Source organism: Kribbella sp. NPDC020701, from assembly GCF_055562215.1.
Map to the genome: position 1 here is coordinate 72011 of NZ_JBVHFT010000014.1, position 21916 is coordinate 93926.

The window sequence follows — 21916 nt, forward strand, 5'->3', positions numbered from 1 at the left end:
GATGCATCAGCTGACCGGGACGGGTTGGCGGGCTAGGAGGTTGCCGGAGTCCCGGTCGTAGAGGAGGACCCGGGATGCGGGGGCGGTGAGGACGATCGTGGTGCCGGGGGCGGGTTCGTCCTCTTCCGGGACGGTGACGCCAACCAGCGTGCCGTCGCAGTCGACGCTGACGAGGGACTGGGTGCCGAGGTTCTCGGCGACCACGACCGAGCCACGCAGGACCGGGCCGGTGACGTCGCCCTTGGCGAGAGTCAGGTACTCGGGGCGGATGCCCACGATCACCTCGGCCCCGGCGGGTGCGGAGAAGGTTGTCGCGGGCAACGAGCCGCCGGCCACCGAGACCGAGCCGACCGCACCTTCGGGGGCCGAGCCATTCGGGCTTGCATCCGAGGTGGTGGAGGCGACGGTGCCGGGGAGGAGGTTCATCGGGGTCGAGCCGATGAAATTGGCGACAAAGGTGTTGGCGGGCCGGGCGAAGACCTCGCGCGGCGAACCGAGTTGGCGGAGCTTGCCGGCCTCCATGACCGCGATCCGGTCGGCCAAGGCCAGTGCCTCCGCCTGGTCATGGGTGACGAAGACCGTGGTAATGCCCAGATCGCGCTGAAGCTTCTTCAGGAACGTCCGCGCTTCCAACCGCAAGCGTGCGTCCAGGTTCGACAGCGGCTCGTCCAGAAGCAGCACCTTGCCCTCGGACGCGATCGCGCGCGCCAGTGCGACTCGCTGCTGCTGACCACCCGACAGTTGGCCGGGCTTCCGTTCGAGCAGACCCTGCAAGGACAGTTCGCCGGACGTACGCTCGGCGACCGCGAGACGGGTCGCGGGAGCAACTCGTCGTACCTTCAAGGGGTAGGTGATGTTCTCCGCCACGTTCATGTGCGGGAACAGGGCGTAGTCCTGGAAGACCATCGCGACGCCGCGCTTGCCCGGTTCGGTCCGGGTCACGTCGGCAGCGTCGATCCGGACCTTGCCCTCGGTCGCGGACTCCAGGCCCGCGATCGTCCGCAGCAGCGTGGTCTTACCGCAGCCGGACGGGCCGAGCAGAGCGAAGAACTCGCCGTCGGCCACGTGCAGGTCCAGCCCGTCGACGGCGCGTACGCCGTTGGGGTAGACGGTCGCCAGGCCTTCGATGTCGATGCCCGCCATCAGCTCTTGATCCCTCCATGGAAGCGGAACCCGTACCGCGAGTTCACCAGCAGGTACAGCACGACGACCGGGATCGAGAACAGCAGCGAGAAGACCGGCAGCACCTGCAGGTTCACGCTGCCGCCTTCGTCGGTGAGGGTCTGCATCAGCACCGCACCGGGCTGCTTGTCGATCGACCGGATGAGTAGGAAGGGCACCAGGAAGTTGCCCCAGGAGTTCACGAACGCCCAGACCATGATCGTGGCCAGGCCGGGCCGTGCCACCGGCAGTACGACGTCGCGCAGGATCTGCCCCGTGGACGCGCCGAAGACCCGGGCCGACTCCTCGTACGACTTCGGCACCGCGTCGACGAAGTCCTTCAGGATGAAGATTGCCGCCGGCAACAGCCCGCCGGTCATCACCAGCGCGACCCCGAACCGGGAGTCGATCAGCCCGAGCTGGAACATCATCACGAAGATCGGCACCATCGCGGCGGTCCCGGTGACGACCGAGGACAGCAGCAACAACCCGTAGAGCAGGGCGTCCCGGCCGGGGATCCGGACCCGCGACAACGCGTACGAAGCCAACGCGGCAAAGGCAGTCACGGCAACGGCGGTGGTGACGCAGATCAGCAGCGAGTTGACCATCGAGTGCATCGCGTACGGGTGCTCGAGGGTCTTGCGCACGTTCTCCAGTGTCCAGTCCGGCCACTGCACGCCGAGACCCGGCGAAGCATCGAACGGCGCCGACGCGATCCACAGCATGGGTACGGCGAAGAACAGCGTGATCGCGCAGATCAGAACGTAGAAACCGATCCGCCGTACGACGTAGGCCGGTTTCATGCGCGCCTCCGGAGCAGCCGCAGGTAGATCAGTGAGACCAGCAGGTTCGCGATCAGCAGCAGGAACGAGATGGCCGAGGAGTACCCGAGCTCACCGCCCTGCAGAGCCACGTTGTAGATGTAGACCGGCACCGTCTCGGACTCGTGGTTCGGTCCGCCCTTGGTGAGCAGGAACGGCGAGAAGTCGTTCGCCGTCCACAGCGAGATCAGCAGCGTGTTCGTGAGCACGTGACCGCGGATGTGCGGGAACACCACGTCCCGCAGCGTCTGCCAGCCCGACGCCCCGACCATCCGCGCCGACTCGAGCTGCGACGGTGGCACGGCCTGCAACGCGGACGAGTACAACATCATCGAGAACGCCGTACCGCGCCAGGTGTTGAACACCACCAGGCAGATCATCGGGTAGTCGATCAGCCACGCGGTCCCCGGCGTACCCAGAATGCTGTTGAGCGTCCCGCCGTCCCGGTCGTAGAAGGCGACCCACAGGTACGCGACCACGGTCGACGGCAGGATCCACGCCAGCAGTACGAACGCTTCGACGGTCCGGCGTACGGCGGGACGCGTACGGCGCATCACCCACGCGAGTGTGAAGCCGAGGATGTTCTGGCCGATGATCGCCGAGCCGAGGACGAACAGCATCGTCAGCCACAGCGCGTTGTGGAAGAGCGCGTCGTTGAGCGCCTTGGTGTAGTTGGACAGCCCCACGATCGACGGCGAGACGGCCTCGACACCGGTCAACCGGTAGTTGGTGATCCCGATGTAGATCGTCCAGACCGCCGGGAAGATCAGGAACGCGCCGATCAGCAGCATGGCCGGAGCGACGAAGCCGAACGCCCGGGAGACGCCGAGCCCGGCGACGTCCTGGGCCGGCCCACGGGCCTGCCGCGCCGGCTCAGGTGCCTGAGCCGGCGCGGGTGCGGGAGCAGAGGTCATCAGTTGCCGGCGACCTTGTCCTTGCCGCCGGCCGCGGCCTCGACCGCCTTCTGGTAGGCCCGCGCGGCAGCGTCGGTGCTCTTGCCGCCGACCACGTCCGCGGTCGCCTGCTGCAGTGCGGCCGAGATCTTCGGGTACTCCGCCAGTCCGGGGCGGTACTGCGTGAGCGGGAGGACCTTCTCGGCGATGAAGCTCAGCATCGGGTCACTGGCGAGCACCTCGCTGTTCACGTCGCTGCGCTGGGTGATCTTGGCGGCGCCGTCCAGCGAGGCCTTCACCATCTCCGCGGAGTTCATGAACTGCAGCAGCTCCCACGCCTGCTGCGGGAACTTGGTGTTCGGGTTGATCACCGTCGCGCCGCCGCCCGACATCGAGACGAAGTCCTGGCCCTTCACGCCCGCACCCGGCAGGGCGGCCGGGATCAGCGCGTAGCCGACGGCCGAGTCGCGGTCGGCCATCTTGGCGACGCCCGCCTTCGGCTCCACCACGCTGCGCCAGAAGTAGTCGCTCTCCAGCAGGATGCCGATCTTGTTCGCGGCGAACTCGGCGAAGGACTTGTCCCGGCCCTTGGCCTCACGCTGCAGCACCGGGTCACCGAGTCCGGTGCTGTAGATCTTGTGGTAGAAGTCCAGCACTTGGCGCAGCTTCGGGGTGTCGCCCAGCCACTTGCCGTCGGTGTTGACGGTGGCGCCGGTGCCGACCAGCAGCGGCAGCACACCCTGCATCGTGGTCGCCTCGCCCATCGCCGTACCGGCGTTGATCTGGATCGGGGTGACGCCGGACAGCTTCTTCAGCGCCTGGCCGGCGGTGATGATGTCGTCCCAGGACTTCGGCTGCCAGTCGGCGGGCAGGCCGGCCTGCTGGAACAGCTTCTTGTTGAAGTACAGCACCCGGCCGTCGGTGCCACCCGGGACGCCGTACCGCTTGCCCTCGAAGCTGCCGAGCTGCTGGACCGACTCCGGGATCTGCTTCCAGCCGTCCCAGTCGTTCACCTTGGCCTCGTCGCCGACGGTGTCGGTGAGCGGCTTGATGTAGCCGGCCTGGGCGAACTCGCCGACCCAGATGCCGTCGATCTGGAACAGATCCGGTCCGGACTTGTTCGACAGGTCGAGCGACAGCTTCTGCTTGTAGACCTCGTCGTCGGAGCCGTCACCCTGGAACTTGACGGTGACGTCGACGCCCTTGCCCTTCTGCTCGGCGACGAACTTCGGGATCAGGACGTCCTCGAGGAAGGTGGCGCCGGCGCTGCTCTTGCCGCCCTTGACCGAGTTCGAGCCGATCGTCAGCTCGACCTTCTTGGCGTCGGAGTTGCGGTTCGCGTCCTGGTCGCCGCTGCCGGAGTCGGACGAGCCGAGGCAGCCGGTGAGCAGGGCGAGCGCCGCCGCGCCGAGAACGCCGGCGGTGGACAGCCGGGTGAGAGATCGCATCAAGGCTCCTTGCGAAAAGTGGTCCAGCGAGAGTGCCGGTCAAACATTGGCACTCCTGAGCGACTATGTGAAGACTTTTTTCCAACCCTGGGACGAACGTTTGTCCGGGGCTGTAGGCAACCAACGGCGGAGTGTCAAGTCCGGGCCGGGCGGGATGCATTGCGGAAGAGTTAAAGGATGCTCAAGGTTATGTGCCAACAGGTAGTTGAGTAGATACAGACCGTGATCAGCGGCGGTACGGTCTTGCCGACCGGTTCAGTGGATCGGAGGTGAACGACATGGGACTGCTGTACGGAGTTTCTTGCCTGGTGGATGACCTGCTCAGCCACTGCCACCACTGGTGGCACCACTGCTGGTGGTGACCCGACTCGCCGGCTGGTGACGGCCGCGACCGGGCTGGTGGGCCGGTGACGATCCCACCGGGCTCCCGCTGACGCGCAAGCACCGGGGATTCCGGAATCTCCCCGAGCACCGCTCCACCCACCCACCGAGGATCACCAGGACAACTGAACGAGAAGTGTCGATCCGAAGGAGTGAGAACAGCGGCCGGCCCCGACATCGTCGGGGCCGGCCGTCCTCTGTTCGGCTAAGGATCACTCAGCGTTGGGCCAACTGCATCATCTGCTTCGGCAGCGCCGTCATCTGTGCCGGGATGGGCAGCTGCGGCCGAACCAGCTGGAGCAGGCTGGAGGCCGCGTTCGCGATCGGCAGCGGCAGGGCCAGGCCCAGCGATGCCAGCAGTGCGTTCACGAGCGCCAGAACCGCGCCCAGGATGTCCAGGCCCGGCAGCGGCAGTGCGCTCCAGCTCTGGACCGGTGCACCGGCTGTCGACATGCTGCCGGTCGGTTGTGCCTGCTTGGCCTTCCCCTTGCCGAGCAGGGACGTCAGGGCGAGACCGCTGGCGGCGTTCACGAACGTGCCGGCGCCCTCGTCGTAGGTCCACTTCTGGCCGTCGCCGCTACGGCAGGGCAGCACCAGCAGTGGCGCGGAGGCCGGAACCTTCGCCAGGTCCGCACCGCTGTCCAGGCACGCGCCGGTCTTGGCAAGGGCGCCACCGACGCTCTTGCTCATCGCGACCTGCAGCTGGCCGGACTCGGTGTAGATCCACTCCTGGGTCTTGCCCTCCTTGCCCGGCGCACACGCCATCATGACCGCCATCGGGACCTTGGCGGCCGCGACGAAGGTGAGGCAGTATCGCGTGTCGGCGCGGGTGGCGATCTGTTTCGCCACGCCCACCTCGACGCCGGGGGCGGTCGAACCGCCGGTGACCGGGTTCGCGGCCTGAGCCGGTACGGCGGTAGCCAGCGCGACGCTGACCGCGAGAACTGCCACGCCGGTGCGGCTGAACAGTTTACGGATGATCAAGACAACCTCCAGAGGTCGTGCTATCTCGAAGCGTCAGGTCGTCGGGACCCCGTGACGTGAGCCGATCCGCGTTCCGGGAACCGCGACGGACACCCGAAGCGCTGTGGGGTGGGCTGCGGGTCGATCCCCCGTGAGGAGGCGGTGTGGCCCGGAAGGCCGAAAGTGACTCAACGCGACGTTGACGCCACAACCAGTAAGGCACAAGTGCGTCGGCGGTGGTTATGGCGAGACCCCGGAACTTGATGCCAATGGCAACTAACTGCCAGGCCAAAGTCGTTGCGCAGGGCACCGAAATCCGGCTGAAGACCAGCCGTGTGGCCGCCGAGTGGAGGCTGTGTTTCGATCGAGATCTTACGGCAACCTCGGGATATTCCAGTACCTCATTGGGTTAGTTGATGCCTTCGGCAACAGAGTTGTCAGTGCGGCTGTTTGGTGTCTTTGGGGTCCGGAGCGAGCTCCTGCTCGACCGCGAGCCGCTCGTCGACCGGGGCTTCCCGGGTGCTTTCCAGGGCTGCGGGAGTGTCGGAGGTGGCGTCGCTTTCCGTGATCTCGCCCCCGACGGTGTCATTGGGCGCGGTCGAGGCCTGGGCGCGGAGCTCGCGCATCTCCTTGCGGCGGCGGTAGCCGCGGCCGAGTCCTTTCTTCGTCAGCCAGAGTCCGGCCAGCAGCGCCACCCCGGTCACCGCGCCGAGGAAGAACACGGTCGGTACGGCGACGCCGAAGTCGACGCCGAAGACCTCCAGCGTGGTCGAGGCGGTGGACGACACCGAGACCCCTAGCCCGAACAACACGGCCAGCGCGATCAGAACGATTCCGAGGACGACCATGGCAAGCTGCCTCTCCGTCCGGAGACTGCCGGACTCTTTCAGGCCTCACTGCTCAGGAGTGCGGTGAGCAGCGCGACCGCGCCGCTCTTGTCGAGTGGGTTGTTCTGGTTCCCACACTTGGGCGACTGTACGCACGACGGGCATCCATCCGTACATTCACAGTGTGCAATCGCCTCGCGTGTCGCAGTCAACCATTCGCGCGCCGAGGCATACCCGTGTTCGGCGAATCCGGCTCCGCCCGGGTGGCCGTCGTACACGAAGACGGTGAGGCAGCCGGTGTCGGCGTGGCGGGCGGTGGAGACGCCGCCGATGTCCCAGCGGTCGCAGGTGGCGAAGAGTGGAAGCAGACCGATCGACGCGTGCTCGGCCGCATGCGCCGCCCCGGGTACGTCGGCCAGCCCGAGTCCCTCGATGACGGCGTCCGGCACGGTCCACCAGACCGCCTTGGTCCGCAGCGTGCGCTCCGGCAGGTCGAGCGGCTGCTCATCGAGTACGTCGCCAGTCGCGAGCAGCTTGCGCTGGTACGAGACCACTTGGCTCTTCACCTGGACCCAGCCGCGCGACAACTCCGCCGTACCCCAGGTACACGTCTCCTCGGTCGCCAGGATGCTGATCTCGGTCAGATCCCGGGCGAAGGTGGTGTAGTCGGGTGAGGCCGGCTCGACGACGGCCGCGTGCTCTTCGAGGTCCAGGGTCCGGACCAGGTACGACTCACCCGCGTGCACGTAGACAGCGCCTTCGTGCACCGAGGCATGCGCCGAGCCGCCGTCGACTGTGCCGAGCAGCCGACCGGTCTGGTCCTCCACGATCTGCACTGTCTTCCCACCGGCTGACCTGATGTCGATGGCATCCACAGCCCGCTCACGGCGGGTCCAGAACCAGCCATGCGGCCGCTCGCGCAGGAGCCCTTGCCGGACCAGCTGGGCGATGACGGTTGGCGTCGTACTGCCGAAAATCTCGTTGTCATCGGTGGTGAGAGGCAACTCCTGTGCTGCGGCGCAGAGCTGCGGACCAAGCACATATGGGTTCTCAGGGTTGAAGACTGTCGCTTCGACCGGGCGTCCGAAGATGGCGGCCGGGTGACGGACCAGATAGGTGTCCAGCGGATCATCGCGTGCGACCAGTAGGGCCAGAGCGTCGCCCCCGGCCCGGCCGGCGCGTCCGGCCTGTTGCCACAGGGATGCGCGCGTACCAGGCCAGCCGGAGAGCAGTACGGCGTCCAGTCCGGCAATGTCGATGCCTAGCTCAAGCGCATTGGTCGCAGCGACCCCGGTGAGCTCACCACTCTGCAGCATGCTCTCAAGTCGTCGACGCTCTTCGGGCAGATAGCCCGCTCGGTACGCGGACACCTGGTCTGACAACGAAGGGTCGACCTCGACGAGGTTCTCCCGCGCTGTCATCGCGACTGTCTCCGCGCCACGCCGAGATCGGACGAACGCCACGGTCCGCACGCCTGACACGACCAGATCGGTCAGGAGGTCGGCCACCTCGGCCGTGGCGGAACGCCGTACCGGGGCGCCGTTCTCGCCGCGCAGTGAGGTCAGCGGCGGCTCCCACAGGCCAAAGGAGACGCCACCGCGAGGAGAGCCGTCCTCCACCACCTCCGCCATCGGCAGACCGGTCAGTCGCTCGCCGGACACCGCCGGCTCGGCCACCGTCGCCGAAGCGCAGATGAAGATCGGATGGGCGCCGTACTGCGCACAGACCCGGCGCAATCGGCGCAGTACGCCGGCAACGTGCGCACCGAAGACACCGCGATAGTGGTGACACTCGTCGACCACGACGTACTGCAGGCACCCCAGGAAGCGTGCCCAGCGCTGGTGGTTCGGCAGGACCGAGCGGTGCAGCATGTCGGGATTGCTGAGCACGTACGTCGCGTGGTCGCGAGCCCAGTCGCGTTCGGTGCGCTCCGAGTCGCCGTCCAGTGTCGTCGCGCGCAGACCAGGCACTGTGTACGACGAGACCGCCCGGAGCTGGTCATGCGCCAGAGCCTTGGTGGGGGACAAGTACAGAACAGACGCGATCCGGCGATGCGGCGACGCGGCCTGGGCGATGCTCAAGGTGGCGAACGCGGGCAGGAGATAGCCGAGCGACTTGCCCGACGCCGTGCCGGTCGCGACCACGACATGCTTCCCGCCGTACGCCGCTTCCGCGGTGGCGACCTGATGAGTCCACGGTGCGGTGATCCCTGCATCGGCGAGCTGGCCGAGCACGTCGTCGGGGACCCAGCGCGGCCAAGCACACGTTTGTCCCAGCCGCGGCGGCACGGACTCGACATGCGTGAGCCGATCGTCGCGGCCGTTCGCCAAACGCTTGAGCACGGCCGCCGCCTCACCTCCTGCACGCATACCGCGAGCCTAGTCCTGACTGCGGACAGTTGCCTCAGGCGTGCACGGGCGTGTGCACGCGCCGGATGCACGCGGCTTTTTCTGGACTGAGATCGACTTCGGTGTGACGAGATGAAAGAGTTTTCGGCAACGGCCCTACTCACGGTCCGTACATGGTTGAATGCAGCAGTTCACGGGATCGGAGGCCGAAGTGGATCTGTCGCTGACCGCGCGCGCCGAGGGCGGGCGCACCGTCATCGAGGTGGCGGGGGAGATCGACGTCTACACCGCACCGAAGCTCCGGGAGAAGATCGCGACCCTCGTCGACGACGGTGAACACCACCTGGTGATCGACCTGGAACGCGTGGAGTTCCTGGACTCCACCGGCCTCGGTGTGCTCGTCGGCGGACTCAAACGCGTGCGCACCCACGACGGATCCCTGTCCCTGGTCTGCACCCAGGAGCGGCTGCTCAAGATCTTCCGGATCACCGGCCTGACCAAGGTCTTCGACATCCACCCGGACGTCGCCTCGGCGATCTGACCGAAGCGAAAAGGTGTCCACTGCACTACGAAGCGTGAGGAGGCGAGCGGGGGCGAGGGGGAGATCTTGCCCCGCCGCTCGGGTATGGCGTAGACCACCCTGTCGTCAGGTCTGGTCGGATACCCGTTAGAGTGACCCACCGCGCCAGTTCCTTGGTGCTGTGTCGTATTTTCCCAACCCTTCGGTTGCGGCAGACGGGGGCCGTCAAGCCTGCATGGGTTGCCTACAAGGAGGACGGATGTCCGCGCTGCTTGCTCCACAAGCGGTGGATCTTTCGTCGAGCAACACCACACTGGTGATCGTCGTCGGAGTGATCGCGATCCTCGCGGTCGCCATTGCGATGGTCTTCCGGGGCCAGGTGCTTGCCGCGAACGATGGCACCGAGAACATGAAGACGATCGCCGCAGCGGTCCAGGAAGGCGCATCGGCCTTTCTGAGCCGGCAGTTCCGGACGTTGTCGATCTTCGCCGTGGTCGCGTTTCTGTTGCTGTTCCTGTTGCCCGCGCACACTGACGGCGACAACGAGACGACGCTGAAGATCTTCCGATCCGTCTTCTTCCTGGTCGGTGCGGGCTTCTCCGCCCTGATCGGCTACCTCGGCATGTGGCTCGCGACGCGCGCCAACGTCCGGGTCGCCGCGGCCGCCCGGGACGAGGGCCGCGAGCCCGCCATGCGGATCGCGTTCCGCACCGGTGGCCACGTCGGCATGGCGACCGTGGGCTTCGGCCTGTTCGGCGCCGCGCTCGTCGTACTGCTGTTCAAGGGTGACGCCCCGACCGTGCTCGAGGGCTTCGGTTTCGGTGCCGCGATGCTGGCCATGTTCATGCGGGTCGGCGGCGGTATCTTCACCAAGGCTGCCGACGTCGGCGCCGACCTGGTCGGCAAGGTCGAGCAGAACATCCCCGAGGACGACCCCCGCAACGCCGCCACCATCGCCGACAACGTCGGCGACAACGTGGGTGACTGCGCCGGTATGGCCGCCGACCTGTTCGAGTCGTACGCCGTGATGCTGGTGGCCTCGCTGATCCTGGGCAAGGCCGCGTTCGGCGAGCAGGGCCTGATCTTCCCGCTGATCGTGCCGGCCATCGGTGCCGTCACCGCGGTCATCGGTGTCTTCCTGACGCGCCCGCGGACCGGCGAGAACGGCCTGCGCACGATCAATCGCGCGTTCTACATCTCCGGGCTGGTCTCAGCGATCCTGTGCACGGTGGCCGCGTTCGTCTACCTGCCGAGCAGTTTCAAGGACCTGACCGGAGCCACCGACGTGATCGCCGCCCACGACGGCGACCCGCGGCTGATCGCCACCGTCTCGGTGCTCATCGGCATCGTGCTGGCGGCCATCATCCTGGCCCTGACCGGTTACTTCACCGGCACCGAAGACAAGCCGGTCCAGGACGTCGGCAAGACGTCGCTGACCGGTGCCGCCACCGTGATCCTGTCCGGTATCTCGGTCGGCTTCGAGTCCGCCGTCTACACCGCCGTGGTGATCGCGGCGGCCGTGTACGGCGCCTTCCTGGTCGGCGGCTCCGGTGTGGTCGCGCTGTTCGCGATCGCGCTGGCCGGTTGTGGTCTGCTCACCACCGTCGGCGTCATCGTCGCGATGGACACCTTCGGCCCGGTCTCCGACAACGCGCAGGGCATCGCCGAGATGTCCGGTGACGTGGACGGCGAGGCGGCCCAGATCCTGACCGAGCTGGACGCCGTCGGCAACACCACCAAGGCGATCACCAAGGGTATCGCGATCGCGACCGCCGTACTGGCCGCGACCGCCCTGTTCGGTTCCTACACCGACTCGATCCGGTCCTCCCTGGGCGAGAACTACGCGAAGTTCGAGGCGGACGCACTGGTGTTCAACCCGGCCACTCTGGTCGGCCTGATCCTCGGCGCCGCAGTGGTGTTCATGTTCTCCGGTCTGGCCATCAACGCCGTCGGCCGCGCCGCCGGCGCGGTGGTCTACGAGGTCCGTCGCCAGTTCCGCGACATTCCCGGGATCATGGATGGCACCGGTAAGCCGGAGTACGGCAAGGTCGTGGACATCTGCACCCGCGACTCGCTGCGGGAGCTGGCGACCCCGGGTCTGCTCGCGCTGACCGCGCCGATCGCCGTCGGCTTCGGCCTCGGCGCCGCACCGCTGGCCGGCTACCTGGCCGGTGCGATCGGTGCCGGCACCCTGATGGCGGTCTTCCTGGCCAACTCCGGTGGTGCCTGGGACAACGCCAAGAAGCTGGTCGAGGACGGCAACCACGGCGGCAAGGGTTCGCCCGCGCACGAGGCCACCGTCATCGGTGACACCGTCGGCGACCCGTTCAAGGACACCGCCGGCCCGGCCATCAACCCGCTGATCAAGGTGATGAACCTGGTCTCGGTGCTGATCGCCCCGGCCGTCGTCGGCCTGTCGTCGATCGGCGACGACACCAACACCGGCCTGCGGATCGGCATCGCCCTGGCGGCGGTAGCGATCCTGGTCGCGGCGGTGATCGTCTCCAAGCGTCGCGAGTCGGTCATCTCCGAGACTCCGGCCGAAGTGAACGCAGCCGCGTAAAGCAGCATCGAGAACGGCCCGTCGTTTGTCTACGACGGGCCGTTCTTCTTTTTGGCAGTGTCTTCCAGCTTCGCTCCCGGACAGACCGAAGTACGTCGTTCGTCGACTTTCGGCTGATGCGCGCCGATGCGTGGATAGGGGATCGTCGGGGTCGTGGTCAGGGCATTAACCGATGGCAGCCCGGTCCGGACGGACGGCAGAATCAACCCACGGGTGGACACACCGGCTCCGCCCCGGGTCCGATGATCTGGACCGGTCAGACCTCGATACTGAGATACGACACAGGACTACCGACGCGCCACCGAACGAGGAGTACGGCGATGATCGAGGCAAAGGGCCTCACCAAGCGATACGGCGCAACCGTTGCCGTTGACAACCTGTCTTTCGAGGTGAAACCCGGCAAGGTGACCGGCTTCCTCGGCCCGAACGGGGCCGGCAAGTCGACCACCATGCGGATGATCCTCGGCCTGGACACCCCGACCTCCGGCGAGGTCACGATCGATGGACAGCGCTACCGCGACCTGCATCGGCCGCTGACCAAGGTCGGTGCCCTGCTGGACGCGAAGTGGGTGCACCCGAACCGGTCGGCCCGGGCGCACCTGATGTGGATGGCCGCGTCCAACAAGCTGCCGAAGGCTTCGGTCGACAAGGCACTGGAGATGGTCGGCCTGACCGCGGTCGCGAACAAGCGGGCCGGTGCCTACTCGCTGGGTATGTCCCAGCGACTCGGTATCGCCGGTGCGCTGCTCGGCGATCCGGAGGTGCTGCTCTTCGACGAGCCGGTGAACGGTCTCGACCCGGAGGGCATCGTCTGGATCCGGACCTTCATGCACCGGCTGGCCGACGAGGGCCGGACCGTGCTGGTGTCCAGCCACCTGCTGTCCGAGATGGCGCTCACGGCCGAGGACCTGGTCGTCATCGGCCGCGGCAAGCTCATCATGCAGAGCACCACCCAGGAGTTCGTCGACCGGGCCAGCGGTACGACGGTCAAGGTGCGGACCCCGCAGCTCGACCAACTGGCCGGCGTACTGCACGGGCAGCAGCTGGTGACCCGGATCGAGGACGTCGAGGACCAGGGCAAGGTCCTGTTCGTCGAGGGTGACCTGACCACCGACGAGGTCGGTGAGACAGCCGCCGCGCACGGCATCGTGCTGCACGAGCTGACCCTGCAGCGCGGCTCGCTGGAGCAGGCCTTCATGCAGATGACCGGCGACTCGGTCGAGTACCACGCCCACGACCAGCTGGCGGCGGCGGTCGTCGGCGCACCACTCGACGCACCGACGAACACCGAGGTCGTCGCGGGTCCGAAGGAGGACAACTGACATGGCGACGACGTACAAGAGCGTGGACGTTGCCGGTCCGACGTACGGCGGCATGTCGGTGATCACGGTCGAGCGGATCAAGCTCTTCTCCACCCGCTCGCCGTGGTGGTGCATGGTCATCGCGGCCTTCCTCACCGTCGGGTTCGCGGCGCTGACGACCGGCTTCCTCAAGGGCGACGAGGAACAGCAGGCGACGATCTTCATCACCCAGCCGGGCGCCCAGCTCAGCCAGATGGTGATGATGGTGATGGCCGCGCTGGCCGTCACGACGGAGTACCGGTTCGGCACCATCCGGACCAGCTTCCAGGCCGTTCCGCAGCGTGCCGCGCTGCTGCTCGGCAAGACCGCGGTGGTCGCGTTCCTGGCCGCGGTGGTCGGTCTGATCGCGTCCTTCGGCGCGTGGGGCATCGGCAGCCTGTTCGCGAGCAGCGCGGACCTGTCGATCAACACCGGTGCCGAGTGGCGGCTGCTGGCCGGGCAGGGCCTGGTGTTCGCGATCTCCGCGGTGATCGCGGTGGCGGTCGGCATCCTGATCCGGCAGAGCGCCGGTGCGATCGCGATCCTGATCCTCTGGCCGCTGCTGGTCGAGAACCTGGTCAACCTGATCCCGAAGGTCGGCGACGACCTGGCCAAGTGGGCGCCGTTCGCGAACGGCAGCTCGTTCCTCAACCAGGGGCAGGACTTCGGTCTGGCCGGACAGGGCGCCGGCGGCAGCGACTTCGCGCTCAGCCCCTGGTGGGCCCTGCTGTACTTCGCCGGCTGGGCGGCCGCGCTGATGCTCATCGCCCTGTTCACGGCGAGCAAGCGGGACGCCTGACACACCAAGACGACCCCGGCCGAGTTGAGGGGCCCGGCCGGGGGCGCGTGGCTCGGCCGGGCTGAGGGGTCCTGGCCGCTGCGGCCCGTGGAGCATCTGGGAGACCGGATGTGCCACGGGCCGTTCCTTTGTCGGCGGCCAGGGGGTGGCGAGGTGGACTGCGGAGCGTCTAGCGTGCCGCGCATGACCGACTGGGCGCGGGTGCGCGATGACGGGTACGTGGTTCCGGAAGATCGTTCGGTGGACGAGCTCGTCGCGGAACTGGCCGGAATGCTGCGGTCACCGGATCCGACGGTGCGGGACCGGCAGGCGTACGCAATCCTCGCGACCTGGATCGGCCGTGGTGTGTTCTCGGATCACCAGCTGCGCGCCCTGGGCGACGCGATGGTCCCGAGGTTCGGCGACAGCGAGGTCCAGGTTCGTACGTTCTCTCCGTTGATCCTGGACGCGATCGTCTCCGCCGGTGTCTTCGAGGCGAGCTGGGTGCCGCCGTTCGAACGCTGGTACGTCGCTGAGGAGGACCTGCGCGGGTACGACGCCAAGCTTGGCTGGCTGCACGCCGTCGCCCACGGTGCCGACCTGCTCGGCACCCTGGGGCTGCACTCCGCGGTCGAGCCCGTCCAGATGCTCCGCCTGGGGATTGGCCGCCTGCTCACGCCGACCGGCCACGTCCTGCGCGACATGGAAGACGATCGCCTCGGGTATGCCCTGGCGGCTACCCTCACCCGCACCGAGCTCACCGATGCCGACGCCACCGAGTGGCTCGATCCGGCGCTGCGCGCGTTCTCCAACCCACCCGCGGAAGGCATTGCGCCGGAGGTCACCAACACCATCCGGACTCTGCGTGCTCTCTACGTTCTCGTCGACCACGGCATCCGGGTGCCGACCGGCGCGGGGATCCTCACGCGCATTCCCCAGCGCGACGCGGTGAAAGCCAAGATCACCGAGGTCATTCGCGTGGTTACGCCGTACTACCTGTGAGATCGAGCTCTCGTCCGGCGCCGGCTCGGGGCAAGGCTACCCTGAATTTAGTGTGTGCACGGTTCGTTGTTCATAGCAGCAGACCGCGGGTGGGCGGCGCATCCTACTTTCGGCTGGGTTTTCCCTGAAGTGCCCCTGAGGTACGGTGCGTCGCACGCCCGGGCGAGGTACAGGTGGATACCGGTGGAAGCATGGATCTCGTCTATGACAAGGTCTGTCCTGGCACGACCATGGACCCCTCCCATGGTGGTGCCAACGCCACTACCCGAGTAGTGCCAACACCATCAGATCTGGTCCTTGGCGACGCTAGTTTTTAGGTGACAAAGCCGTTGGGGGCAAGCGGTTCAGAGAGGGCGCGTGGAAGTCATGGTTGCGACATACCTGAAGAAATGGGTGGGCAACCGCATTCTCAGTAGGACCACCCGAAAGGGTGGTCTCGACCTGTCGAAGATGCGGATGTTCCCAAGCTCGGTCTCGATGCCGCTGCGCCGTACCGGACTGGATCCGGTTCCGGCGCTGGCCGAGGTGCGGGAGACGGAGCCGGTGCACAAACTGGCCCATCTGTTCGGGCTGAACGTGTGGGTGGTGAGCGGCCATGCCGAGGCGAAGGCCGTGCTCGCCGACACCACCAACTTCAGCAACGACATCCGGCCGCTGGTCGGCTCGGACCCGAACAAGCCGTCGGAGGGGATCGGTGGTCTGGGGTTCACGGACCCGCCGGACCACACCCGGTTGCGCAAGCTGCTGACGCCCGAGTTCACCAAGCGCCGGCTGGCCCGGCTGGAGCCGGCGATCGAGAAGATCGTCAACGACCAGCTGGACCTGATGGAGGCCAAGGGGCCGATCGCCGACATCGTCTCCGACTTCGCCTTCAACGTGCCGTTCCTGCTGATCGCGGACCTCCTCGGGGTGGAGGAGTCCGACCGCGACCGGTTCCGCGCCCTCGGTCCGGCCCGGTTCGACCTGTCCGGTGGTGGGATCGGGGTGTTCGGGTCGGCTTCGGAGTCGCGGGACTTCTTGTTCGAGATCGTACGTAAGCAGCGGGCGAACCCGGGTGACGGGCTGATCGGGTCGATCATCCGCGAGCAGGGCGACGACCTCGACGACATCGAGCTCGGTGGTCTTGCCGACGGGGTGTTCCTGGGTGGGTACGAGACGTCGGCGAGCATGCTCGCGCTCGGCACGCTGGTGTTGCTGCGCGACCCGGAGAACTTCGAACGGATCCGGAACGAGCCCGGCGCGGTCGATGGGATCGTCGAGGAACTGCTGCGGTACCTGACCGTCGTCCAGGTCGCGTTCCCGCGGTTCGCGCGGCACGACCAGGAGCTGTTCGGCCAGCAGGTGAAGAAGGGCGACCTGGTCGCGGTGTCGCTGTCCGGCGCCGACCGGGACAAGCGGGTCTTCGGCGACGACGCCGAGGACTTCTACCCACGCCGTACGGTGTCGTCCGCGCACCTCGCCTTCGGCCACGGCATGCACCGCTGCGTCGGCGCCGAACTCGCCCGGATGGAACTCCGCGCCGCCTTCACGGCGCTCGCCCACCGCTTCCCCGACCTCTCCCTCGCCGTCCCCGAGGAACAACTCCGCTTCCGCGACTTCTCCATCGTCTACGGCGTAGAAACCCTCCCCGTCCAGCTCCACGCCACCACCACCCAACAAGCCGCCGGCTAACACCGCAACCACCGCAAACCCCAGCCGCCGCGAAGCACACCGCTCCGCGGCGGCTGTCCCGTTGGCCGGTTCGCGGGGCTTGGGACACCTGCTGGGGGGCTTAGACAAGCAATAACCTGTCCAAGCCCGCCGCCAGGTGTCCCACCCCACCGCTGCCTGTGCCAGCCCGCCGCCAGGTGTCCCACCCCACCGGTGCCTGTGCCAGCTCACCGCCAGGTGCCCCACCCCACCAGTACCTGTGCCAGCTCACCGCCAGGTATCCCACCCCACCAGTACCAGTGCCCGCCCACCACCAGGTGTCCCACCCGTGCCTGTCCCGCCCCCTTCCAGGGCCGGTTTTTACGGAACTGGTGGTTCTTGTGGGTAGTGAATTGATGGCACTAGGTGGTCGGTGGCCCGTTCGGGTCGTGACAGGAGTGGGGGTGGGTGGTCACAATGGGCGGTCCGGCCCGAGGTACGGGTGGGGGAGACAGGGAAGGCCGTCGGCGGGGTTATGGGTAGTGGCGAGATGGCGACGGATGACGCGCTGACCGCCCGGATCGCCGCCGCGATGACATCGGCCCAGTCGGGTGGGCATGCGATCGCGGCAGTCCAGATCCAGGTGATCCGGGCCGAGCTCGGTGGTGTGCCGTGCTACCACCTCGCGGCCGCGGAGTACGTGCGTGGCGTCACGGCGCACCACGCGAGCGACGCCGACGAGGCACTCCGGGCGGTCGACGACTGCATCGCGGTCGCGAAGGCGATCGACGAGCCGGGCTGGGAAGCGAACGCGCTGCCGATCCGGATCATCAACCTGGCCCGCAGCGGCCGTGGCGGCGACACGGTCAACGACCTGGTCACGGCCGAGCACGCCCTCAGCCGGACCAAGGACGCCGGACTGACCGCGTGGGCGCACACCGGCCTCGGCTACGCGTACGACGTCCTGAGACTTTTCGAACTGTGCATCCCGCATTACGAGCGGGCCACTCAGCTCGACGACGACGTGTTCGAGCTGGCCGAGTCCGAGGCGATCGACCGGCTGAACCTGGCCGAGACGTACCTGCGATGGGCCCACGAACTCGAGCGGCTCGGCGACCCGTCGTACGGGCAGGAGATCCAGGAGCGCCTCGCCTCGGCGGCGTACTGGTCGCGCGAGGCGCAGCGGGTGATCGTCGAGGACGAGAGCCAGGAGTTCTGGCGGCTGTCGGCCCAGCTGTGGCTCGCGGCGGCCGCCACCCAAGCCGATCCGTCCGACGCGGTTGCCGAACTGACCGCGTGCCGCGACGAGATCAGCAAATTGGGTGAGACCGAGCGGCTCTCGATCGCCGGCGCATACCTGGCCAGAGCGTTGCAGGCCGACGGCAAACCGGACGAAGCCAGGGCGGCGGCGGATCGGGCCGCGGACGACCTGATTCCGTTGGCCGACCCATCGACTCACCTGCTCGTGCTGCACACCAGGGCGGAGATCGCCGCGGCCGGCGGTGAGCCGGGAGCCGTGATCGGCTTGCAGTACGCGCGCTCGGAGGCCCGGGGCTGGTGGAAGGAGCGGCAGCGGGCGCTGAATGCCGTACGGCATGCGCTTGCCACCCGCGACCTGTCCGCACGGCACGACGCCGAGTGGCACGCGGCGCGGCATGATCCGCTGACCGGCGTGGGGAATCGGCGCGCGCTGGACGAGCGGCTGACCGCGGCCCGGGACTCGGGCCGCGCGGTGACGTTGCTGGCCCTCGATGTCGACGATCTCAAGCTGGTGAACGACACTTACGGGCACGCCTGCGGGGACGAATTGCTGCAGGTTGTTGCAAATCTCCTGGTAGAACAGGCGCGAGCGACCGATGCCGTGATTCGATCGGGGGGCGACGAGTTCTTCGTAGTGCTCGATCAGCCCGATGCCAAGGGTGGTGCGCAGTTGGCTGAGCGGATCCGGACCGCGGTCGCCGCGATCGCGGCCACGACGGGCAAGCCCTGGCTGGGGCGGCTCGGACTGAGCATCGGGTACGCCGCGACCGCGGAAGGCGCCGGTGTGGATCAGTTGGTCGCCACGGCGGATCGGCGTCTGTACGGCGACAAGCGCCGCAAGAGGTGAGGCCGGAGGAGTTCGGGGCACGCAGGGGAGGTGTGGTGCGCGAGACGTCGGGGGTGACGGCACGAATCGCCGAGGCGATGACGCGAGCCCAGTCGGGCCATCCGGCCGAGGCCGGGCTGGAGATCAGTGCGCTGCTGGCCGAGCTCGGCCCGGAGCCGAGCCACGAGCGGGCCGCGGCCGAGTACGTGCGGGCTGTCGCGGCCCATCACGCCACTGACGCGATCGAGGCGCTGGACGCGGTCGATGGCTGCATCCGGGTCGCCCGCGCGATCGACGAGCCGGGCTGGGAGGCGAACGCGATCGCGATCCGGATCGTCACGCTGATCCGCACCGGTGAGGGTGGTGACTCGGTCGCCGACCTGGTCGCCGCGGAGAACGCGCTTTCGCGGACCCGCGATCTCGGACTGGCCGGCTGGGCCCACACCGGCCTCGGTTACGCCTACGACCTGCTCCGGCTGTACGAGTTGTGCATCCCACACTTCGAGCTCGCCGCGGAAGGCGATCACGATCCGCTCGGACTGGCCGAGGCGCCGGCGATCAACCGGCTCAATCTGGCCGAGTCCAATCTCCGTTGGGCGCACGAGCTCGAGCGCCTCGGCGACACGACGTACGACGAGGAGATCCGGGAGCGGAAGCGGTCCGCGCACCGGTGGGCCGGTGAGGCGATCGACGTGATCGTGCGCGACGACCTGCGCGGGTACTGGCCGATCGCCGGGCGGATGTGGCTGGCCGCCAGCAATGACGAGACCGATGCCGCCGAGGCGGCGGTGATCCTCAAGGACTGCAGGGATCAGCTGGCCAAGCTGGGTGACCTGGAGCTGGCTGCGATCGCGGGAGCCTATCTGGCCAAGGCGTACGCCGCTACTGGGCGGATCGACGACGCTATGGAGGCCGCGGCGCGGGCTGGGAGTGATCTGCCACCGACATCCGATCCTCCGGCGGAGGCACTGGTCCGCCACACGGCCGTGCAGATCGTGGCGCAGTCAGGTGATGCCGGAGCGTTGACCGGGCTGCAGTACGCGCGTGCGATCACCAGGGGTTGGTGGGCGGAGCGGTTACGGGGGCTGTACGCCGTACGTAGCGCACTGGCCAACCATGAGCTGTCGATCCGGCATGACGCGGAGTGGCGGGCCGCACGGGAGGATCCGCTCACCGGTGTGGGCAATCGGCGGGCGCTGGACGAGCGGATGTCCGTCGCGCACGACGCAGGCCGTTCGGTGGCAGTGGTGGCGATCGACGTGGACAACCTCAAGGTGATCAACGACAGCTACGGGCATGCGTGCGGTGACGAAGTACTGCGGCGGGTCGGCCACCTGTTGTCGGAGCAGTGCCGGGCCGAGGACGTGGTCGCGCGAGCCGGTGGGGACGAGTTCGTCGTCGTACTGGACAAGCCGGACGAGCGCGGTGCGCGGGAGATGGTGGAGCGGATCAAGGCCGCCGCGGAGCGGGAGGCGGCGCGGGCGGTGGAGCCATGGTTCGCCCTGCTGCGGCTCAGCATCGGGCAGGCGAGCAGCACCGACGGTACGCCGGTGGCCGACTTGCTCACCGAGGCCGACCGGCGGATGTACGCCGAGAAGCGCCGGCGCCGGCGTACTCAGTAGTCCAGAAAGCCTTCTACGACAAGGCGTCTGACCTCCGGGAGGTAGTCCCGGTATACATCCTGCAATGGACGATCGAGCAGGTCGGCCAGCGCACCGAGGATCTGGCCGACGCTCAGGTCGCCGTCACAGGCGCCCACGAAGCCGGCCAGTACTGTGTCCGCCTGCTCGGCCCGCCGCATCCCGCGTTGCCTGCGCAGCACGATCGTCGCGGGGTCCTCGGCACCTGGCTGCCCACTGGTCTCCTGGACGACGTCGTCCGCCAGCACCAGGTGCAGCCCGGTCAGGTCCTCCGCGAGCCCTTCCGTTCGCTCGAACCGCCTGAGCACATGCGGTCCGATGGGACGCTCGATCTCGTACGGCCAGGCCTCGGCTTCGAGCGAGCCTTCCACGTTGTGCAAGGTGATCCAGCCCATGCCGATCGCCTCAACACTCTGCTCGTCGAGCCACCGCAGCCATGCGTCGTACCTGGCCGTGTATTCAGCCGACCCGTGCAGACCGGCGTCGCGCAGCCACAACTCGACGTACTCCGATGGGTCCAGTTGCTCGCGCTGCACTGCCCACGCGGACCGGTCTCCCGTCCAGCCGTCGATCCGGTCCTGCCAGTCCTCACCACGCACACAGGTCCAGTTGGCCAGCAGCTGACACCAGCCGCCTTCGGTCAAGTGGTACGGCGCCTGTCGCACCAGCTGCTCGACCACGGCATCACCGGCGAACCCGGTCTCGCGGTAGGTCAGCCCTTCGCCCGGTGGCGAGATCACGTACGGCGGATTGCTCACGATCAGGTCGAACCGCTCGTCGTGGACCGGCTCGTACAGACTGCCCGCGCGAACGTCGAGGTCGATCCGGTTCAGCGCGGCCGTCCACCGGGCGAGCTGGAGTGCGCGCGGGTTGACGTCGGTGGCGACGAGCTGGTTGACCCGGTCGGCCAGGTGTAGCGACTGGATCCCACAGCCGGTGCCGATGTCGAGGGCCCGCTCGGCCTTGATCGGCACGGTCAGGTGGATCAGGCTCAGGCTGGCCGGTGCGATCCCGAGCACGTAGTCCGGCCGCATCGGCTCCCGTCGCCCGTCGAGCCCGGGCGTCAGGTCGGCGATCACCCACCACTGCCGGTCGTCCTCCGCGAACGGCCGGATGTCGAGCACCGCCCGTACTCGCCCTTGGCTGATCGTGATGATGCCAAGAGCAACCAGATCCACGCCGGGAAACGCCTGTGTAACAAGGGATTCCGGTACGTCGCGTTGCAGCAGGAACAACCGGATCATCGTGTCGAGAGCATCACCTGACGAGGTACGCCGACTCGCAAGAGTCGTCTCGTTGCGAGCCAGCGCACCATTCGCCTGCTCGCCGAGCCGCTCGGCAACCCCCTCGACCGTGTACCCGGCCCGCGCGAACGCAGCCCGCAACGCCTCCACGTCGCTCCCCGTCAGTTCCTTCACACCCCCCATCCTCCCACCACCCACCCACCCCGATCCGCCCCGTCCCCCACAGAACCGCAAACCCTCCAACTCGGGGGATAACCCCCGAGTTGGAGGGT

The 21916-nt window shown here is 67.7% G+C and carries 16 protein-coding genes; 8 read left to right on the forward strand and 8 right to left on the reverse strand.

Annotation, left to right across the window (positions count from 1 at the left end; all coding sequences use genetic code 11):
- Positions 1-6 precede the first annotated feature (6 nt).
- The 7 genes from ACZ3HV_RS29865 to ACZ3HV_RS29895 all read right to left on the reverse strand — a co-directional run bounded on the left by ACZ3HV_RS29865 (position 7) and on the right by ACZ3HV_RS29895 (position 8863).
- A complete protein-coding gene (locus ACZ3HV_RS29865; RefSeq protein ID WP_465688941.1) occupies positions 7-1143 on the reverse strand; it encodes an ABC transporter ATP-binding protein in 1137 nt (378 codons plus the stop codon).
- Positions 1143-1964 (reverse strand): carbohydrate ABC transporter permease, encoded by an 822-nt coding sequence (locus tag ACZ3HV_RS29870; protein WP_465688943.1) that lies wholly within the window; start codon positions 1962-1964, stop codon positions 1143-1145. Before ACZ3HV_RS29870 ends, ACZ3HV_RS29865 begins: the two co-directional genes overlap by 1 nt.
- Entirely contained in the window at positions 1961-2896 is a 936-nt protein-coding gene (locus ACZ3HV_RS29875; protein ID WP_465688945.1) for a carbohydrate ABC transporter permease, read from the reverse strand. Before ACZ3HV_RS29875 ends, ACZ3HV_RS29870 begins: the two co-directional genes overlap by 4 nt.
- Positions 2896-4323, reverse strand: coding sequence for an extracellular solute-binding protein (locus ACZ3HV_RS29880; RefSeq protein ID WP_465688948.1), 1428 nt, complete (start codon positions 4321-4323; stop codon positions 2896-2898). The genes ACZ3HV_RS29875 and ACZ3HV_RS29880 overlap by 1 nt, the downstream gene beginning before the upstream one ends.
- A 597-nt stretch (positions 4324-4920) precedes the next feature.
- Positions 4921-5688 (reverse strand): hypothetical protein, encoded by a 768-nt coding sequence (locus tag ACZ3HV_RS29885; protein ID WP_465688950.1) that lies wholly within the window; start codon positions 5686-5688, stop codon positions 4921-4923.
- A 416-nt stretch (positions 5689-6104) separates the two neighbouring features.
- Positions 6105-6515, reverse strand: a complete 411-nt coding sequence (locus tag ACZ3HV_RS29890; RefSeq protein WP_465688952.1) for a hypothetical protein — start codon at positions 6513-6515, stop codon at positions 6105-6107.
- A gap of 38 nt (positions 6516-6553) precedes the next feature.
- Positions 6554-8863: a DEAD/DEAH box helicase gene (locus ACZ3HV_RS29895; protein ID WP_465688954.1), complete on the reverse strand. Its 2310-nt coding sequence runs from the start codon at positions 8861-8863 to the stop codon at positions 6554-6556.
- Positions 8864-9023: 160 nt separating this feature from the next.
- On the opposite strand from ACZ3HV_RS29895, the gene ACZ3HV_RS29900 reads away from it, so the two are divergent.
- The 8 genes from ACZ3HV_RS29900 (at position 9024) to ACZ3HV_RS29935 (ending at position 20382) form a co-directional block, all read left to right on the forward strand.
- On the forward strand, positions 9024-9383 hold the full coding sequence (locus tag ACZ3HV_RS29900) for an STAS domain-containing protein (RefSeq protein WP_465688956.1): 360 nt from the start codon (positions 9024-9026) through the stop codon (positions 9381-9383).
- 238 nt (positions 9384-9621) lie between these two features.
- Positions 9622-11925 carry a sodium-translocating pyrophosphatase gene (locus ACZ3HV_RS29905; protein ID WP_465688958.1) on the forward strand — a complete coding sequence of 768 codons (2304 nt, stop codon included), beginning with the start codon at positions 9622-9624 and terminating at the stop codon, positions 11923-11925.
- Between the two features lie 320 nt (positions 11926-12245).
- On the forward strand, positions 12246-13247 hold the full coding sequence (locus ACZ3HV_RS29910; RefSeq protein ID WP_465688960.1) for an ABC transporter ATP-binding protein: 1002 nt from the start codon (positions 12246-12248) through the stop codon (positions 13245-13247).
- A gap of 1 nt (position 13248) precedes the next feature.
- Positions 13249-14064: an ABC transporter permease gene (locus ACZ3HV_RS29915; protein ID WP_465688962.1), complete on the forward strand. Its 816-nt coding sequence runs from the start codon at positions 13249-13251 to the stop codon at positions 14062-14064.
- A 183-nt stretch (positions 14065-14247) separates the two neighbouring features.
- Complete coding sequence (locus ACZ3HV_RS29920; RefSeq protein ID WP_465688964.1) at positions 14248-15045, forward strand: DUF2785 domain-containing protein; 798 nt, start codon at positions 14248-14250, stop codon at positions 15043-15045.
- Between the two features lie 366 nt (positions 15046-15411).
- On the forward strand, positions 15412-16716 hold the full coding sequence (locus ACZ3HV_RS29925; protein WP_465689285.1) for a cytochrome P450: 1305 nt from the start codon (positions 15412-15414) through the stop codon (positions 16714-16716).
- Between the two features lie 508 nt (positions 16717-17224).
- Complete coding sequence (locus ACZ3HV_RS29930) at positions 17225-18781, forward strand: GGDEF domain-containing protein (RefSeq protein ID WP_465688966.1); 1557 nt, start codon at positions 17225-17227, stop codon at positions 18779-18781.
- A 35-nt stretch (positions 18782-18816) separates the two neighbouring features.
- Positions 18817-20382 carry a GGDEF domain-containing protein gene (locus ACZ3HV_RS29935; protein WP_465688969.1) on the forward strand — a complete coding sequence of 522 codons (1566 nt, stop codon included), beginning with the start codon at positions 18817-18819 and terminating at the stop codon, positions 20380-20382.
- On the opposite strand, the gene ACZ3HV_RS29940 is transcribed toward ACZ3HV_RS29935, so the two are convergent.
- Positions 20376-21818 carry a DUF7059 domain-containing protein gene (locus ACZ3HV_RS29940; RefSeq protein ID WP_465688971.1) on the reverse strand — a complete coding sequence of 481 codons (1443 nt, stop codon included), beginning with the start codon at positions 21816-21818 and terminating at the stop codon, positions 20376-20378. The two genes, ACZ3HV_RS29935 and ACZ3HV_RS29940, sit on opposite strands and share 7 nt — an antisense overlap.
- Positions 21819-21916 lie beyond the last annotated feature (98 nt).